17 protein-coding genes are annotated in these 17,705 nt (G+C 57.4%); 13 read left to right on the top strand and 4 right to left on the bottom strand.

Annotated elements, in window-relative coordinates:
* The first annotated feature begins 27 nt into the window (after positions 1-27).
* The 5 genes from NSS64_RS17280 (at position 28) to NSS64_RS17260 (ending at position 4,579) form a co-directional block, all read left to right on the top strand.
* Entirely contained in the window at positions 28-840 is an 813-nt protein-coding gene (locus NSS64_RS17280) for a GTP pyrophosphokinase (RefSeq protein ID WP_036725183.1), read from the top strand.
* Positions 830-1,294, top strand: a complete 465-nt coding sequence (locus NSS64_RS17275; RefSeq protein ID WP_341140936.1) for a DUF309 domain-containing protein — start codon at positions 830-832, stop codon at positions 1,292-1,294. Before NSS64_RS17280 ends, NSS64_RS17275 begins: the two co-directional genes overlap by 11 nt.
* A gap of 67 nt (positions 1,295-1,361) precedes the next feature.
* On the top strand, positions 1,362-2,978 hold the full coding sequence (locus NSS64_RS17270; RefSeq protein WP_341140935.1) for an RsmB/NOP family class I SAM-dependent RNA methyltransferase: 1,617 nt from the start codon (positions 1,362-1,364) through the stop codon (positions 2,976-2,978).
* 3 nt (positions 2,979-2,981) lie between these two features.
* Positions 2,982-3,746, top strand: coding sequence for a pseudouridine synthase (locus NSS64_RS17265; RefSeq protein WP_341140934.1), 765 nt, complete (start codon positions 2,982-2,984; stop codon positions 3,744-3,746).
* A 32-nt stretch (positions 3,747-3,778) separates the two neighbouring features.
* Entirely contained in the window at positions 3,779-4,579 is an 801-nt protein-coding gene (locus NSS64_RS17260) for a Cof-type HAD-IIB family hydrolase (RefSeq protein ID WP_341140933.1), read from the top strand.
* Positions 4,580-4,664: 85 nt separating this feature from the next.
* Here the strand turns inward: NSS64_RS17260 and NSS64_RS17255 are convergent, their stop codons facing one another.
* Both NSS64_RS17255 and NSS64_RS17250 read right to left on the bottom strand, forming a co-directional pair.
* The gene (locus NSS64_RS17255) at positions 4,665-4,754 is read right to left on the bottom strand and encodes a sporulation protein YjcZ (protein WP_143803672.1); all 90 of its coding nucleotides are present in this window, start codon (positions 4,752-4,754) and stop codon (positions 4,665-4,667) included.
* A gap of 114 nt (positions 4,755-4,868) precedes the next feature.
* Positions 4,869-6,275, bottom strand: coding sequence for an RsmB/NOP family class I SAM-dependent RNA methyltransferase (locus NSS64_RS17250; RefSeq protein WP_341140932.1), 1,407 nt, complete (start codon positions 6,273-6,275; stop codon positions 4,869-4,871).
* A 210-nt stretch (positions 6,276-6,485) separates the two neighbouring features.
* Between NSS64_RS17250 and NSS64_RS17245 the strand changes: the two genes are divergently transcribed.
* Genes NSS64_RS17245 through NSS64_RS17235 form a run of 3 tightly spaced genes read left to right on the top strand, consistent with a single transcriptional unit; the run spans position 6,486 to position 12,416 of the window.
* Positions 6,486-7,622, top strand: coding sequence for a glycosyltransferase family 4 protein (locus NSS64_RS17245; protein WP_076078456.1), 1,137 nt, complete (start codon positions 6,486-6,488; stop codon positions 7,620-7,622).
* A gap of 4 nt (positions 7,623-7,626) precedes the next feature.
* Positions 7,627-9,111: a metallophosphoesterase family protein gene (locus tag NSS64_RS17240; protein ID WP_341140931.1), complete on the top strand. Its 1,485-nt coding sequence runs from the start codon at positions 7,627-7,629 to the stop codon at positions 9,109-9,111.
* Positions 9,108-12,416 (top strand): AAA family ATPase, encoded by a 3,309-nt coding sequence (locus tag NSS64_RS17235; protein WP_341140930.1) that lies wholly within the window; start codon positions 9,108-9,110, stop codon positions 12,414-12,416. The genes NSS64_RS17240 and NSS64_RS17235 overlap by 4 nt, the downstream gene beginning before the upstream one ends.
* Here NSS64_RS17235 and NSS64_RS17230 read toward each other — a convergent pair.
* Positions 12,403-13,536 carry a YkvI family membrane protein gene (locus NSS64_RS17230; protein ID WP_341140929.1) on the bottom strand — a complete coding sequence of 378 codons (1,134 nt, stop codon included), beginning with the start codon at positions 13,534-13,536 and terminating at the stop codon, positions 12,403-12,405. The two genes, NSS64_RS17235 and NSS64_RS17230, sit on opposite strands and share 14 nt — an antisense overlap.
* Positions 13,537-13,737: 201 nt before the next feature.
* Between NSS64_RS17230 and NSS64_RS17225 the strand changes: the two genes are divergently transcribed.
* The 5 genes from NSS64_RS17225 (at position 13,738) to NSS64_RS17205 (ending at position 16,567) form a co-directional block, all read left to right on the top strand.
* Complete coding sequence (locus NSS64_RS17225) at positions 13,738-14,307, top strand: xanthine phosphoribosyltransferase (protein WP_340941897.1); 570 nt, start codon at positions 13,738-13,740, stop codon at positions 14,305-14,307.
* Between the two features lie 108 nt (positions 14,308-14,415).
* A complete protein-coding gene (locus NSS64_RS17220; RefSeq protein ID WP_340941896.1) occupies positions 14,416-14,733 on the top strand; it encodes a hypothetical protein in 318 nt (105 codons plus the stop codon).
* 128 nt (positions 14,734-14,861) lie between these two features.
* The gene (locus NSS64_RS17215) at positions 14,862-15,083 is read left to right on the top strand and encodes a hypothetical protein (RefSeq protein WP_340941894.1); all 222 of its coding nucleotides are present in this window, start codon (positions 14,862-14,864) and stop codon (positions 15,081-15,083) included.
* Positions 15,084-15,101: 18 nt separating this feature from the next.
* A complete protein-coding gene (locus tag NSS64_RS17210; protein ID WP_341140928.1) occupies positions 15,102-15,893 on the top strand; it encodes an SDR family oxidoreductase in 792 nt (263 codons plus the stop codon).
* Complete coding sequence (locus NSS64_RS17205) at positions 15,890-16,567, top strand: AlkZ-related protein (protein WP_341140927.1); 678 nt, start codon at positions 15,890-15,892, stop codon at positions 16,565-16,567. The genes NSS64_RS17210 and NSS64_RS17205 overlap by 4 nt, the downstream gene beginning before the upstream one ends.
* 649 nt (positions 16,568-17,216) lie before the next feature.
* Here the strand turns inward: NSS64_RS17205 and NSS64_RS17200 are convergent.
* On the bottom strand, positions 17,217-17,675 hold the full coding sequence (locus tag NSS64_RS17200; RefSeq protein WP_340992245.1) for a hypothetical protein: 459 nt from the start codon (positions 17,673-17,675) through the stop codon (positions 17,217-17,219).
* Between the last annotated feature and the right edge of the window lie 30 nt (positions 17,676-17,705).

Raw genomic sequence — 17,705 nt, 5'->3', positions numbered from 1 at the left:
AGGATGAATGGACAGGAGGACAAGGCGATGGACGTCAGGGACTGGGGAACTTTTCTGCTTCCTTATGAACAAACGGTGGAGGAATTGAAGGTTAAATTCAAGACGATGCGCTCTGAACTCAAGAAAAGGGAAGAATACACTCCGATTGAATTCGTTACCGGCCGTGTGAAACGGCTGTCTAGCATACTTGAGAAGGCCAAACGGTTAAACGTAAAAATGGAGGATCTGGAAACGGGCATCGAGGATATCGCCGGCATTCGCATTATGTGCCAGTTCGTCGAGGATATCCGCAGAGTGGCGGAATACATCCGCGCCCGCAAGGATCTTGAAGTCCTATATGAGAAGGACTACATTACCAATTATAAGGAAAGCGGCTACCGCAGCTTCCATATGATCATCCGCTATCCGGTACAGACTGCGCTGGGTCAAAAGATTGTACTGGCTGAAATTCAAATCCGTACACTGGCGATGAACTTCTGGGCAACCATTGAGCATTCGCTGAATTATAAATACCGGGAGAGCCTGCCCGATGAAATGCGGGTGCGCCTGAAGACGGCAGCAGAAGCGGCTTCCATTCTGGACAGCGAGATGTCGAGCATCCGGGAAGAGATTCTGGAGGCCCAGAAGACCTTCGAGGAGAACTCGAACATGACGACACAACTGCTGAAGGCTATTCATCAGCTGTATTTCTATCATCTTGTGAATGAAGCGATTGAGAGCCAGGAACGGTTCAATGCGATCTGGCAGGCTCAGGATATGGATGCGATGAAGGAACTGCTGGACCATGTGCGCGAGCTGCTCTCGAATGCCAAGAAGGGCAGCGAGCCGGATGGCTTATGAGCCGCTGTATCTGGCCTACCTCATCTACTTCAACCGGGACAGGGATTATTTCGAATGTCATGAGGTGCTTGAGGAATTATGGCTGGAAAAGCAGCGTGATCCGTTATACAAGGCTCTGCTGCAGGTGGCAGTCGGGCTGTACCATTTCCGTAATGCCAATGTGCGCGGCGGCCTGATTTTGCTGAAGCAGTCACATGAAGTACTGGGCAGATATCCGGCGGTGACGCTAGGTATTGATCTGGCGAAGCTGGTCCGGGAAGCGGGAGCGTATGTTGCCCGTCTGGAAGCTTACGAAGATCAGCCCTTTGATTATTATGATCTCACCATCCGCATCGTAGATCCCGTGCTGGAGGAAGAGGTCAGGCTGGCGGCTGAGTCCATTCAGCCTGTGGTGCCCCAGCGGCGCGGGCCGCAGCAGCCGGACAGACCGAGGAACAGGCCGGATGGCGCTTGACCATAGTAAGTTAGAACAGGAGCACCCGCAGGGGTGTTCCTGATTATTTGAGCGGGAGGAAGGCATCATGACGGCACAACTGCCCGGAGCTTTCGCAGAGCGTATGAAAGAGCTGCTGGGACCGGAATATGAGCAATTTACAGATACCTATCAGCAGTCACCCTACGGGGGAATCCGTGTCAATACACTGAAAATAACGGTGGACGGGCTGCGGGAGCGTTCCCCCTTCACCCTGGAGCCGATTCCCTGGTGCCCTTCGGGCTTCTATACCGGTGAGGGAGCCAGACCCGGCAAACACCCCTATTATCATGCCGGGCTGTACTATATTCAGGAGCCGAGTGCCATGGCCCCGGTTGAACTGCTGGATGTTCAGCCGGGGGACCGTGTGCTTGATCTGTGCGCAGCCCCGGGCGGAAAGTCTACCCAGATTGCCGCCAAGCTGCAAGGCGAAGGACTGCTGGTCAGCAATGACCTGCATCCTGAACGGACGAAGGCGCTCGCCAAGAATCTGGAGCTGTACGGGGTACGCAACGGCATTGTACTTAACGAAAGCCCTGAGCGGATTGCGGGAGCGTTCCCCGGGTTCTTCGACCGGATTCTAATTGATGCTCCCTGTTCGGGAGAGGGCATGTTCCGCAAGGACGAGGATATGGTCAAGCAATGGGAGCCGGGGACACCGGACAAATACGCGGAGATGCAGCAGGAGATTCTGCGGGCCGCAGCTTCAGCGCTGAAGCCCGGCGGTACTATGGTGTATTCCACCTGCACGTTCGCTCTGGAGGAGAACGAGGAGATGATTGCCGGATTCCTGTCCGGGCATCCGCAGTTCTCGCTGGTTCCCGTAGGCGGAACCGGCCCGTTCGCTGCCGGACTCGGCCCATTGCCGGGTGCGGCGCGGCTGTGGCCGCATAAGGTCAAGGGGGAAGGGCATTTCATGGCGGTACTGCGCCATGACGGAAGTGGCGGACCTGCGAGAGAGGCAATTGAGAACGGGGCAGCAGAGAATGGAGCTGCGGTGACAGATACTTTAGAGAACGCAAAAGCACGAAATGATAAGAGAGAGAGAAGTCTGTCTGCCGCGCCCCGGAGCAAAGCTGCGAAAACAGACTTTCACAGTAAGGCAGTTCCCGGCAGGGCAGATCACGGCCGGGGCGGCAAGGGAGGACGCGGATCTGGACACGGCTCCGGCTCTGGTAGAGCCGGAACGGGTCCAGGTCCGCAGTCACAGCGAACTGGCGGGGAAGCGATAGCGCTCGCGGTCTATGCGGACTTTATTCAAGAGCTGCTGGGGACACAGCCGCCCGGACATGCCATATGGTTCGGCGATCATCTATATATCTCCCCGTTGCCGCGTGAAGCGCTGGACGGTCTGAAGACGGTTCGGCCGGGCTGGTATGTGGGGCAGATCAAGAGCGGCAGATTCGTTCCCGGTCATCCGCTCGCTACAGCACTGCGTCCTGAGGAATGCAGCCGCTTCGTATCGCTATCCAGCGCCAGCGGGGAAGCAGTGTCCTACCTGAAGGGGGAGACCCTGTCGATCCCCGCAGAGCGCTTGTCGATTAAGGAAGGACATGCATACAAAGGCTATACCCTCGTCTGCATCGACGGCTTCAGCGCAGGCTGGGGCAAATGGCAGGACGGACTACTGAAGAACGAATATCCCGCAGGCTGGAGGTGGACTTAGAGTATGGCTACAGGAGGAACTGCGAACAAGAAGCAGCGGCTTGACAAGGTGCTGTCCCACATGGGGATCGGCTCGCGCAGCGATATCCGTAAGCAGGCCAAGCAGGGCCTGATCACAGTAAATGGAGCTGTCGTCAAAGACAGCGGGTTCCATGTAGACCCGCAGCAGGACCGCATAGAGGTGGGCGGAGAGCCGGTCCTCTACCGGGAATTCATCTATCTGATGATGAATAAACCGCCGGGCGTATTGTCCGCCACTGAGGATAAACGGGACCGCACGGTTCTGGATCTGCTGAAGCAGGAGCATGCGCTGTTCGAGCCGTTCCCGGTCGGGCGGCTGGATAAGGATACCGTGGGTCTGCTGCTGCTCACGAATGACGGGAAGCTGGCACATGAGCTGCTGTCCCCGCGCAAGCATGTCCCCAAAACCTACGAGGCCACCGTCGAGGGTGAGGTCGATGCGGCGGATGTGGCTGCTTTTGCCGAGGGTGTTACGCTTGAGGATGGTTATGTGACCCTGCCCGCGCAGCTTAGCATTCTAAGCAGAGAGCGGGGCAGCCGCGTCCTGTCGTATATCTCACTCACCATTACGGAGGGCAAATTCCATCAGGTGAAGCGGATGTTCGTAGCTGTCGGGAAGAAGGTAGTGTTCCTGAAGCGGGTGTCGATGGGCGAACTGAAGCTCGACGAGACGCTGCCCGAGGGAGCCTGCCGGGAGCTCACAGCCCGTGAGCTGGAGCTGCTGCGCGGCGGCGGGGCTGCGGAATAAAGGTATACTATACAGAGATAGGATGATGGGGTATGAAATACAAACTGATTGCACTGGATGTAGACGGAACACTGCTGAATGATGATCATCAGCTCAGTGAAGAGAACAAAGCGGCGGTTGCCGAGGTCACGCGTCAGGGCGGGCAGATTGTACTCTGCACAGGGCGCAGTCCGCAGAATTCGATTCCTTTTATGGAGGAGATGGGCTTGTCGGGGTATGTGCTGGGCCATAACGGAGCGGCTACAGTGAGTGTCAAGGACCGTAAGGTGCTGCACCAGTATGGACTGGACGCCAGAGGGCTGGACCCGTATATCGCCTATTGCCGCGAGCGTGATATCCATTTTGATGTAAACACTGCGTTTGAGATGTATGTGGACAATGTGGAGAACCTGACGAAGGAAGCCCACTTTATGTATGAGCATTTCCGCATTATGCCTGCATCTCTTCCAGCCTGGGAGGAGTTCCGCGAACCGATTGTGAAATTCACTGTGTTCACGCAGTCCGATATTCTGGATGAAGCGCAGCGGGAGTGGGCTACTTGGGGAGAGCAATACAATATTCTGCGCAGCGGAGAGTTCTTCGTTGATCTCATGCACCCGGAATCCTCCAAAGGCAATGCCCTGAAGCATCTGGCAGCTGAGCTTGGCATTCCGCAAGAGCAGGTGCTGTCGATCGGCAACTATTATAATGATATCTCCATGCTGACTTATGCCGGTCTGGGCGTGGCGATGGATAACTCTCCGGTAGAGGTCAAAGCAGCCGCAAATGTGATCACCGGCACCAATAATGACAACGGCGTGCGCGATGCGCTGGTGAAATATTGTTTGTCTTGATGATGCGAGTAACGGAAAAAGCAGCCTGCCCCCATAAAGGGGGCGGGCTGCTTGAGGTCCGTGTGCTGTGCTGCTTACAGCGGAATTAGACGAACAACGAACGGGAAATGATTACGAGCAATATGAAGAGTACCAAGATCGCACCGGTCGAAGTGAAGCCTACACCTGCACCCATGTCTGATTCCTCCCTTGATTCATGTCTGTTCCCACTTGCCGCCTTAAGTCCGGCGGACCTCCATGGGATAATGACATCATATGCGTAGGGAGGCTTCATGAACTGGTCAACTGCCTAAACCTCGTCAAGATGGGCTTTTAGAATCCGCAGACCCTTGGGCAAATGATTCTTGAGCTGGCCGGAGCTGGCTTTGCCCCAGCCTACGGGCAAGCCGTCTACGGTTACCAGCGTCCAGCCATGCAGGCTCGGCGGAACCGGCAGACTCTCGCCGCGCAGCCAGGCCTGGATCTCCGTGCCGTCCGCAGGCATATCATAGCTGCGCGCCGCCTGATCCACCCGGAGTGCCATAGCCAGAGCGTGGGCAGGCTCGATCCGGTTTTTCTTAAGATGGGCAATATGCAGTCCGGCACGCGGCACCTTGAGCCCGTCCAGTACCCCGGTGTGCAGCCGCTCATTGAATGCCTCAGGCAGCAGATACAGGGATTCGCCGAAGAGAAGCGGAATGCCGCGATCGGCGAATCCGGGCAGCTCTGCCGCCGCCCAGCTCATGAACTGTTGATAGGACTCTCTGAGCGTGGCACTTGTCTTCGGACCATTATTGCCGCGTTCGCTGCGTTTGCCCCGGCTCTTGCGCGGAGCAGAATCCGCCGGGTCTGCTGAAGCCGCCTTGTGCAGCAGGGCCACGAAATGCCCTTCGCCCCGCTCCAGATGCGGCCACAGCCGCTTCGTAACGATCAGCTCCATATCGGGATAGGTCTGCATGAAGCGCTCCATCGTCTCCTCATTCTCCTGGCGGTTGAAGGTACAGGTCGAATAGACCATATGGCCGCCAGGCTTCAGCATCAGATACGCATCCTGCAGAATATCCCACTGTCTGGCTACACAGATCTCCACATGCTTCGGGGACCATTCGTCTATCGCCGCAGGGTCTTTGCGGAACATTCCTTCACCGGAGCAAGGCGCGTCCAGCATAATGCGGTCGAACACCTCAGGGAATCTTTTGGAGAGATCACCAGGGGCTGCGGAGGTAACCAGCGTGTTGCTTATACCGAGCCGCTCGACGTTTTCGGCCAGGATTTTGGCCCGCTCCGGGTGAATTTCATTGGAGATGAGCAGCCCTTCCCCTTGCATCAGTGCGGCGATATGGGTGGTTTTGCCGCCGGGAGCGGCCGCGAGGTCGAGAACGATCTCTCCGGGAAGCGGCTTCAGCAGCTCGGCTGCGGACATTGCGGAGGGCTCCTGAATATAATATAGTCCGGCGGTATGATACGGATGTCTCCCCGGGCGAGCGGGGTCTTCGTAATAGAAGCCTGACGGACACCATGTTACCTGTGACAGGCCGAATTGCGGGATTGCCTGCTCCGCTGCGGTGCGGCCGGAAGGTGTACTGCTTTTTAAAGTATTGAACCGCAGACCCTGGGTCCGCGCAGCCAGATAGCTCTTCAGAAAAGCGTCCGCCGAATCCCCCAGCATCTCTCTAATATTGGCGGTGTAAGCGGCAGGCAGTCGTTCTTCATTCATAAATCACTCTCCTCTAGTCCAAGTTCAAGATAAGTAAAGCTGTCATCTTAGTTGCTGTTTCTGGTGGATACCGATAAAATTAAGATATGGAACCTTAGCGTACCTATACCTGCAGCAGTACCCGAAATTGTAATTGTACATATACACAACTATATCATAATTGCCGGGCTTCACCGTAAATAGGGCAATTGTAAAGGGAGATGTACCTATATGAACTTGCTGCAAGCGCTATTCTTCCCGCCGGAGCAGCCCGGTGGTGTATCTTCTATGATTCCTTATCTCCAGGAACGCTTCCGGTCCAGCCGCTGGGAGATGGATTTGTTCTGGCTGCCCAAGCGCATCCGGGGCAAGGGACGCGAAGACATCGTCTTCGAGACCTTCGACTGGACAGTGTACGGCGAAAGTCCGGTTGTGCAAAAATACATTCAGACCTACCGGGATTACATTTGGTGGACCAAGCTGCGCATGAGCAAAAAATATGATCTGATCCATGCCCATCATCCGATTGCCGGGCTGGCGATGAAGAGAATTTATCCTGATGTTCCCTTGATTCAGACGCTGCATTCCAGCTATGAGCGTGAATTGATTCTGAACGGGCTGATCCGCGAGGGGGGGCTTGAGCATCAGTTCCTGGTCGCGATTTACCGGGAGCTGGAGCAGGTGAGTGACCGGCTGATGACGGTTTCGCGTGCTTTTGCCGATTATGTGACTCCCTATATTGACCAGCCTGACAGCATTGGAGTCATTCCCAATGGATTTGATGAGAAGCGGTTCAAGCCTGTCCCGCATGAGAATGACATTCCGCAGCTGGTCACGGTTACCCGTCTCGTACCGGCCAAAGGCATCGATATTCTGTTCAAGGCCTGTGCCGAGCTGAAGAAGCGGGGGCATGAATATGTGCTGCATATCATCGGGGACGGACCGAGCCGGGCGGAGCTGGAGCAGCTTGCGCAGAAGCTGGGCATCTATAATGAGACTATTTTTTACGGCTATACGCTGCATCCTGAGGAATTCATGCCGTTCTTCGATATCTTCGTATTGCCTTCGCGGGCGGAGGCGTTCGGTTCGGTGTTTGCCGAGGCTGCGCTGAGCTGTCTGGCGCTGGTCGGGACGAATGTGGGCGGTATTCCCGAGCAGATTGAGGACGGGGTGAACGGGCTGCTGGTGAATCCGGATGATGAGCTGGGACTGGCGGATGCCCTGGAAAAAGTAATCACGGACCCCGGCTACCGCTATGAGCTGTCGCGTTCGGCCTGGGATAAAGCAAAGAGCCTCTACTCCCTGACCCGTGTAGCCAATGAGCTGAAGAAAACCTATCTGCAGTTCCAGCCGGGAATGAAGGGGTGAGGCTATGATTCCTTTTCGTTTCCTGCATGCTGCGGATCTGCATCTGGACAGCCGGTTCGCCGGTCTGTCCCATCTCCCGCAGGATATCCGCTCCTATCTCCGAGAGTCCACCTTCGCCGCCCTCGGGCGGCTTGTTGGCGTAGCCATCCTGCAAAAGGTAGATTTCGTAGTCATTAGCGGCGACGTCTACGATGTCTCAGATGCTTCGCTTCAGGGGCAGCTCCGGTTCCGGGAGGCCCTGGAGGAACTTGGACGCCACGGGATTCAGGTGTTCCTGATCCACGGTAACCATGATCCGCTGGACGGCCCGCGCCTTAGTTCGGCACCGCCTGCCCATGTTACGGTATTCGGCGGAAGTGAGCCGGAGCACGTGACCGCCCGCCGCAGGGAAGACGGACGGGAGGTAGCTGTGGTTAGCGGCATCTCCTACCCGACCTCCAAAGTGACAGAGAATACAGCTCTGCGCTTCAGCCGCCAGCCGGGCAGCAGCCTGTTCCATATCGCCCTGCTGCATGGCAATGTGGACGGGGATCTCCAGCATGAGACGTACTCCCCGTGCAGCCGGAAGGATCTGATCGGCAGGGGCTATGACTATTGGGCGCTCGGGCATATTCATAAGCGGAGTATTCTGCATGAGCATCCGCCTATCGTCTATCCGGGCAATATTCAAGGGAGAAGCATTAAGGAGACCGGGCCAAAGGGCTGTTATACAGTTGATGTCAGTGCAGAGGGGGGAGTCCGGCTGGATTTCCATGAACTGGACAGTGTGCGCTGGCAGGTCCGCGAGCTCTCTATTGATGGGCTCACTGACGAGGCCGAGTGGACCCTCGCTGTAGAGAATGCAGTGGAGGATATCCGCAGCGAGACCCCGCAGATGATGTCTGTGGTCAGGTTCCGCCTGACGGGGCGGGGCGATATACATAAGGTGCTGGCGGAGAAGGGAGCGGCGGATGACCTGCTCACCGAGCTGCAGCGGCGTGAGGCTATGCGTGCGGTGCGCAAGGAATATGCAGGCTTGGTCTGGACGGAAGGCTTCTCCATTGAAACGGGACTTGCGATTGACCGTGAGCACTTGCTTCTGGAGGACAGCTTCCTGGGTGAAATGCTGCGGCTTGCCGAACACAGTGGCGGGAATGCCGCAGAATTGGACGAGCTGGTCGCTACTGCGCTGAGACCGATGATGGAGAATCAGGAGCTGCGCAGGCTGCTATTATCCGTAGGCCCCGAGGAGAAACAGGAATGGCTTAGAGGTGCAGCGGAGCTGGGCATCACACTGCTGAGCGGACTGGACGAGTCCGGCGGGGCGCAGCTGAATGCTGCGGAAGAAGGCAAGGACCGGTCTGCTGAGAGCAGTGAAGCATTCATGGAAGGATCTGGACTGGTGGCGGACAGGACGCCGAAGGATCCTGACAAATGGGTGATGAGTAAGGCCGCAGCCGGGGATACAGGAGATGGGGATGGACAGCAAGGCCGGGAGGTAGAGGAATGAAGATTGACTTACTGCGGATAGGCGGCTACGGAAGGCTGGCTCAGCGGGAGATCGGACTGAATGAAGGGGTCACGGTTCTGTTCGGACGCAACGAGGCTGGTAAAAGCACGACCCTGCAGTTCATCCGTGCCATGCTGTATGGCATCCCCGGCCGGGGAAATCCGGCTGAACGGTACGAGCCGCTGCAAGGGGGGACGCACGGCGGGGTGCTGGAAGCAAGGGATGAGTCCGGCGCATTATGGACTATCCGCCGGTATGCATCCGGCGGCGCGGGGCCGGGCAGAGCAGAGAAGCTGCAGATAGCAATCAGCCATCCGGATGGCCGCACGGAGGAGCTGAATCAGGCGGAGCTGGAGCGGCGTCTGCTTGGCGGCATCTCCCGGAGTATGTTCCGCCAGCTGTTCGCTGTCTCGCTTGACGAGCTGCAGGAGCTGGGGACCTTGCAGTCCGGGGAAATGAGCAGCTACCTGTTCCATGCCGGGATGGGCGGCGGCGGGGAGATCATGCGGGCAGAGAAGCGTCTGGTTCAGGAGGCCGAGAAGCTCTACAAGCCGCGCGGCAAGGTTCAGGAGGCGGCCAGGATTCTGCAGTCTATCGGGAAGCTGGAGCAGGAGGTAGCGGAGAGCCGCTCTTATCTGCCGAGATATAACGGGAATACTCTGGCTCTGGAAGCTGCGGAGCAGCAGCTGGAGCAGATGAAGCTGGACCGCGAGCTCGCAGGTGCAAGGCTGATGAAGCTGCGCAAGGCACAGGACATCCGGGAGCTGTGGCTGAAATGGAGCGAAGGCCGGCTGGAGCTGGAGGAGCTTCCCGTGATTGCATCGTTCCCGGATAACGGGGCGGAACGCTGGAGATCACTTACAGCCGATCTGCGCAGCCTGCAGGGCGCAGCGTTCCGGCTGGAACGGCTGACGGCGGAGCTTACCGCAGAGCTGGCGGCGAATCCGCCCGACCCTCTGCTTGCGGAGCAGGGGCCTGCGCTCGAAGCGCTGGACCGCAGCCGCAGCAGCTATGAGGACAAGCGGGCGGAGCAGCAGCGGCTTGCCGCGGAGCTGACGGCTCTGCGGGAGCAGCTGGAACGCCTGCTGCGCAGCATTGGCGCAGGCTGGGACACCGCAGCGCTTGCGGGCTTCACCCCGGCCGCCGCGGACCGGGAGGCCGCGCGGCGTTATGCCGGCTCCTTTGCCGGGTATGACCGGCAAATGGAGGCCCGGGGCGCGGAGCTGCTGAGCCTCCGCGCCCGCAAGGCCGCCGCCGCTGCTGCGCTGCAGGCGGCTGAGCGCCTGCTGGCGCAGGAGCACGCCAGCGGCGCAGCGGACTTCGCGGGCCTAGCTGCGCGCAGCCCGCGTGAACTGGTGCAGCTCTGGGACGAGCTGCAGCAGGCCGCCGAGCGCTGGCGCGAAGCGCAGCTCGGCCCGGAGGGCGGCGCGTCAGCTCCGCGCCGCCAGGGCCCCGCCGGGGGCAGCCGCCCCGGCGTGAACGGGCGCCGGGCGGCACGCTACCGGCGCTTCCTGCAGGCGGGCGCAGCGCTTACGCTGCTGCTGCCGCCTGCGCTGTGGCTGACCGGCGCACCGCCGGTCAGCGTATGGTCCGCGCTCGGCCTGCTGGCCGCAGCGGACCTGTGGCTCTGGGCCGCCCTGCGCGCAGCGGGGGCGGCGGTTTCCCCGCCGGAGCAGGGCGGCGGGGCGGCAGGCAAGGCCGCAGCGGAGATGCTGCGGCTGCGCGGGCAGCTGCTCTCCGGTGCGGAGCGGGAGAGCAGCAAGGCGTCCAGCCCTGACGCAGGCGGGCTGGAGGCCGGGATGCGCGAGCTGCGCCGGCTGATGGAGGCCTGGGGCACCTGGCGCCAGCGCGTAGACCGGCAGGCGGCTGAGGCCGAGGCCTGCCGGACGGAGCTTGAGCGGCTGAGCGGACAGGAGCAGGTGCTGACCGGCGAGCTGGAGGAAGCGGAGGCCCGCTTCACAGAGCTGGCGGCGCGCTACGAAGAATGGCTGCGTCAGCGGAGACTCCCCGAAGGGCTGTCCCCGGACGGCCTGCCGGATATTTTCGCCCTGGCAGAGCAGGGCCATGAGCTGCTGCGCCAGGAGGCCAAATGGTCTGCGCGGCTTAGCGGCCTGGCGGCGGAATGTGCGCTCTATGAACAGGAAGGGCTGAAGCTGCTTGCAGCTGCCGGTACCGGACGGATAGATTCTATTCCCTTTATAGCTGATCAGCAATCGCTACCGGCTTCTCCGCTTACTGAGCAGCACCGACTACCCGCAACCAACCCTGCTGCCCAATACACAGCCCCAACTCCAACTGCTCCCCGCCACCCCACACCAGCCGCCCTATTAACCTGGCTGGAGCTGCGGAAGCGGGAGTGGGATCAGCTGAAGGCGGAGCTGCTGCGCAGAGAGAGTGTGGAGGCGCGGCTGGCTGAAGTCCGGGAGGAGCTGGCAGCGAATCACAGGGAGCAGGCGGAATTGAACCTGCGCTGCTCGAAGCTGCTGGAGGAAGGCGGTGCTGAGGACGGCGAGCAGTTCCTGCGCCGTTCCTCGGCGTGGCTGAGGCGGATAGAGGTTACGCGGTCCGTGCGTCAAGCGGAGCTGGCGATGTTCAGCGGATGGGATGACGAAGGCCGGGCAGAGCTGCTGAGTCTGCTCACGCATCTGGACGCCGGGCGGCTTGCGCAGGAGCGTCAGGCCGCGGAAGAAGCGGCGGCCGAGCTTGAAGAGGAACGCAGCGCACTGCTTGAGCAGCGCGGCAAGCTGCTGCAGGAACGGGAAGCATTGACGAAGCGCGGCAAGGAAGATACTGCGCTCCAGCAGCTGGAGGAACAGCGGGCGGCACTGCGTAATCTGGCCGGGCAATATGCGGTAACGGCGCTGGCGGCCGAGCTGATGGGCCGGACACGCCGGATCTATGAGCAGGAGAAGCAGCCGCAGGTGCTGCAGCTGGCCTCCGTGTATTTCGCGAAGCTCACGCACGGGGAATACCGCCGGATCGTGATGACGCTGGGGCATAAAGAGCTGAAGGCTGAACATAAGGATGCCGGACTGCTGGACAGCGGGCTGCTCAGCCGGGGAACTGCGGAGCAGCTGTATCTGGCAATCCGGCTGGCCCTGGCAGAAACGATGAGCAGCAAGGTGAATCTGCCGCTGTTCTTCGATGATCTGTTCGTGAACTTCGATGAACACCGGCTTCACGCAGCCCTGGCTCTGCTTGGCGAGCTGTCGGCTTCCCGGCAGATCGTCATGATGACCTGCCACCGCCATGTCGCTGAAGCCGTGGCGGGCATCATTCCTGCCGCAGCCATTATTTCCGTGTAGGACGGATCGCAGGCTTGATGCTGACAATTGTGATTCCCTGCTTCTTGCCGCCCGCTCCTCCTGCGGGCGGCTTGCCCTGCCCCGGCGGCGGAGACATAGGGGAGCGCACAAGCATGACCACCCATATCAGACACAGCGCGCCGAAGATCGGGTAGAAGATGCCCAGCAGCGAGCTGAAGCCGAATTGGCTGAACACATAGCAGATCAGCATCAGCAGCGGGGCGACAAGTGCAGGGGCGACCGGGAGCCGCTGCTGGAGCTGTACGCTTACCCCGTAGATACCGGCGACGAAGGTGCTGAAGATTTCCATGAAGATCAGCAGCAAGAAGACCATCTGCACCACCGGACCCAGCCGGATGGCGATGCTTCCCATCGGAATCTCGAACTGCAGGATACCCGGCATCTGCGAGCTCATGGCAAAATGGGCCGCCAGCAGCATGAACCCGATGCCCGCTCCGCCCAGAATCCCGCCGCGCACCAGCGCACGTTCGTCATCCGTATGACGGGCCAGCGGAACCAGCACTGCCTGGGCCATGCCAAGGTTGAACGAAGTATAGAGCAGCGGAGAGATCCAGGCATTGATGCTGCTGTGATCCGTGGGCAGGAAGAGGAAGCGGTCGGCTCCCGGAACGCCCAGCGTATTACAGACAAGGATCAGCGACAAAGTAAGCATCAGGGGCACGACCAGGCTGTTGATCTGCAGAATTCCGGATATGCCGCGCTTCAGCAGCAAGTAAGATCCGAGGATCGTCAGAAGCAGCCCCGCCTGATAGGGGAGGCTGAGATGCTCCTTGAAGATCGCCCCGGCGCCTGCCAGCATGATGCTGTTCACCCCGATCAGAATAATCATGGTGAACAGGCTGATGATGGTCCCGGCCTTGGCGCCGAACAGGTGGCGGTTGAAATCCTCATACGAGTCCGCAGAGATTTTCCGGGCGATGATCATCATTTTGGTGCCCAGCCAGATAAAGAGAGCGGCAGAGAATAGAATCGTCAGCAGCGCCCAGTGGCCGTATCTGGTGAAAAAACGGAGGATTTCCTGGCCGGTAGCAAATCCGGCGCCGACAATGGTGCCAATATAAGTGAAAGCGATCTGTAATGTGCGGACATGTGACTTCATGCTTAGCCTCCTTATGAATGCTGCGAAGTTTACAATCGCGGGGCCTGCAAGGATATAGCCTTGTGTAGTCCGCATAGTACAGGTTATGATGAGGAACAGAGGGACATGACTTCCGCCTGGACGAACAGGTGCGATTTCGGTGGAACGTCTGCAACAAATAAATTCTTATATTTTTATTAAGGGTAATGGAGGTTTACAATGATGGAAGTATTGAAACAGCGGATATTGGAGGAAGGCGTAGTCGTCTCGGATCAGGTGCTGAAGCTGGACGGACTGCTTAACCACCAGGTCGATCCGATGCTGACGATGGAAATGGGACGGGAATTTGCCCGCAGATTTGCTGAGGCTGGAGTTACTCGCGTAGTGACTGTGGAATCCTCGGGGATTGCCGTGGCATTTGCCACCGCTTATGAGATGAAGGTACCGCTGGTGTTTGCCCGGCGCAAAAAAACGCTGCTGGCTGATCCCGATGCTCTGTGCGAACGGGTTCCATCTTTTACCAAAGGGATTGTTACGGACATTATGCTGTCCCGCCAGTTCATCTCGGAGGATGACAAAATCCTCTTCATCGATGATATTATCGCCAACGGCGACGCGGCGCGCGGCTTGATCAAGATTATCCAGCGTTCAGGAGCCGAGCTGGTGGGCCTTGGCGTAGTGGTCGAAAAAAGCTTCCAGGCCGGCGCCCGCACGATCCGGGAACAGGGAATCCGTCTGGAGTCTCTTGTTGATATCACCTCTCTTAATGACGGGACGATTGTTTTTGGATAAGGCTGAAGTGACAATAACAGGATCTCAGCCTATTTTTTAAACATCTGCTTTTCACCCTATAAGTTTTCCTTTATAATAAAAATTAGACATGAGAGAGGAGGCGTCACAATGGGGAATGAACCGGTGACAGAGCAATTTTTTATTGATAAACTAACCGAGGCTAAGGATCACTTCGAACGTGCGCTGGATTGCAAACACACGGAGTTCGACGATTTGTACCCCTATATGATCGAACATCCTCAGTTTTTCTGGTACAAACGTTATGTTGCTTGGTCGGAGCTTTTGACAATCACAAGTTTGTGTGAAGAGCTGTCGTATGGCTGGAGACAGACATTCACAGAGCATCAGGTCGAATATCTGGAACAACGTGTGATGTCCGCTAAAGTTCTTGACTTCTGGTTTGAGAAGAATGAAGCGCTGATATAGGAACTTCGTAAGATATACAGATTGCTTTGAACGTAACTAGACCCGGATGATTCTCATTTGGGTCTTTTTCATGACCGGATACAGGGTGAAATTGGACAAGCTAAGCACAGAGAGGAGAGAAGAAGACTATGATCAGTGATGAACAATTGGATGCTTACCGGATCTCCGGGGAAAAGATACGCGTTGTGCGGGACGGGCTGGAGAGTAATGATGTGAGGGGGATCGTGCTGGCCTGGGATGAGTCCCAGGTGATGATCCGCCGACCTAATAAGCGGGTGGTTAAGCTGGATCGGGGCTATCTGTATCAGCCGTTCAGTGAGCCAAGACCAAAGACCGATACTGCGGAGTAAGCGGATTAGGAGGGAACCATGAGCCATCTTCATAAAATATCAATTGTCACAGGAGGCGCAAACGGAATTGGACGCTGCATCACCCAGGAATTACTGAAGGCTGGAGCAGTGGTTGCCTGCATCGACACAGATCTTGCCGCCGGACGCTGGCTGGAGGCCAAGTATGGAAGAGAGCGGCTGTTCTTTTATCAGGGAGACATTGCGGAGCAGTCCGTGCTGGACGATTTCACCGCACAGGTAATCAGCCGCTACGGACAGGTGGATTACCTGATTAACAATGCCTGTATCAGCCGTAAAGGGCTGCAATCAGAATGCAGCTATGAGGATTTCGAGTATGTGCAGCGGATCGGAGTGACAGCGCCTTATTATCTGACGCTGCGGCTTAAGCCGCATTTTACCCAAGGAGCCTCTATTGTGAATATCTCCTCCAGCCGGGAGCGGATGTCACAGCCGGATACCGAGAGCTATACTGCAGCCAAAGGCGGGATCGGTGCATTGACTCATGCCCTTAGTGTAAGTCTTAGCGGTAAAGTGCGGGTTAATGCAATCAGCCCGGGTTGGATTGATACCACCGCTTATCACGGTACAGAGGAATCGGCGGAGCCGGTTCATACAGAGCCGGATCGGCTGCAGCATCCTGCGGGACGGGTAGGAACTCCGGCGGATATCGCAGGCATGGTGCTGTTCCTGTGCAGTGAGTCTGCGGGATTCATAACGGGCGAGAATATGACAATCGATGGCGGGATGGGCAAGCAGATGATTTACCACGGAGACGAGGGCTGGACCTACCACCCTGGAGGGCAATCATGAAGCTGCCGGTTATTAAGAACGCCGGGGAACTGGCTGCGCTGGTGCGGGAGATCGGTTATCTGCCCTTGTTCCGCTGTGAGATCGCAGGCTTCTCTCTGGAGGAATGCACGCCTGCGGGCTACTGGTTCGTGAAGGATGTCATCGGGCCGTGGGAATGGCGCGAGGAGATTGCGGCCGGGGGCGAGATCGCTTATGCCAAGCTTTTTAACAAGAAGGCCGGGTTCATCAGCAGAGAATGGTACCCGGACTTCGCCAATTACCGCCGGGACGGTTATGATTTCGATGCCAGATATGATGACGGACTGGCCTCCATGGCCAGCAAACGAATCATGGATGTGCTGCTGGAGCATGAGGCGGGGCTGCTGTCCAACGAGCTTAAGCAGCTGGCGGGCTTCGCAGCCAAAGGTGCGAAAGGCTTCGACACAGCCATGACGCTGCTCCAGATGCAGACCTACATTACAGCCAGCAAATTCGAGTATAAGCAGGACAAGCATGGCCGTCCCTACGGCTGGGGAATCGGGCGTTATGCCGTGAGCGAGCATGTATTCGGAGCAGACTGGGTGACTTCGCAGTACAGCGTTCAGCCTGAGACATCCAGGGAGCGGATCGTGGAGCATACGGCCAGGCTGTTCCCGGAGGCAGGATCGAAGCAGCTGGAGAAGGTTCTAAAGTAAGGTTAGGCGTCACAAAAACCGAACACAATAGCTCACACGAAGGCACCTGAGCCAAATGTATGCGAAAAACCAATTACAATTGCTCGCGTGGAGCTACCTGGTCCAAATATAGTCGAAAAACCGATTATAATTACTCGCGTGGAGCTACCTGATCCAAATGTAATCGAAAAACCGATTACAATCGCTCGTGCGAAGGTACCTGCTCCAAATGTAATCGAAAAACCGATTACAATTGCTCGCGCGAAGGTACCTGGTCCAAATGTAATCGAAAAACCGATTACAATTGCTCACGCGAAGCTACCTGCTCCAAATGTAATCGAAAAACCGATTACAATTGCTCACGCGAAGCTACCTGCTCCAAATGTAATCGAAAAACCGATTACAATTGCTCGCGTGGAGCTACCTGGTCCAAATGTAATCGAAAAACCGATTACAATTGCTCGTGCGAAGGTACCTGGTTCAAATGTAATCGAAAAACCGATTACAATTGCTCGCGTGGAGCTACCTGTGCCTGTGTTCCAGACGACAAAGTCTAATCAAACCACTCCCCGTCAACGTATCATATATTGATCTGCACCCGCACCAAGAGCCTCGTCCAGAATAGGACGAGGCTCTTATGTCAGTAATACAATCCATTACAAGATGCGGCTCAGATGGACATCGCCAACTGTTCGGCTTGTTCCTCCCGGGGGAGGACCGAGGCCAGCTCGGCACCCAGTCCGAGGTAGGCACGCATGCGCTGCATCATTTCATTACGGAAGCCGGGCCATAGAATATGGATCTCGCCGACATAGCCCCGGCAGTTATACTCGGCGGTAACTCCGCGCTGATCCTGGCGGACGGTATTGATCTTCAGCTGATGGGAGGTAAGCTCGCGGGTAACCTCCTGCAGCATCAGGGATGTCTTCTTGGTAGCACTGGATACCAGCTCCATGTAGAGCTGGGGAGTCTTGAACAGACCACTCTTGCCGATGGCGCGGCAGTCCCGTTCAAATACTTTATGAATAAACGTCAGCAGCAGATAGCTTCGGACCAGGGACAATTCATCTTTGGTTATATTCTCAGGGATGGTTGGTGTAGTTAGGGGGTGTCTCTTGGTAATCGCCATTATAAATCACCTCATTTATAGTATGCGAAC

Source organism: Paenibacillus sp. FSL H8-0122 (genome assembly GCF_038005345.1).
Taxonomy (GTDB): domain Bacteria; phylum Bacillota; class Bacilli; order Paenibacillales; family Paenibacillaceae; genus Paenibacillus_AQ.
The sequence above is the reverse complement of the archived record's forward strand: the minus strand, read 5'-3'. Positions and strand labels throughout refer to the sequence as shown.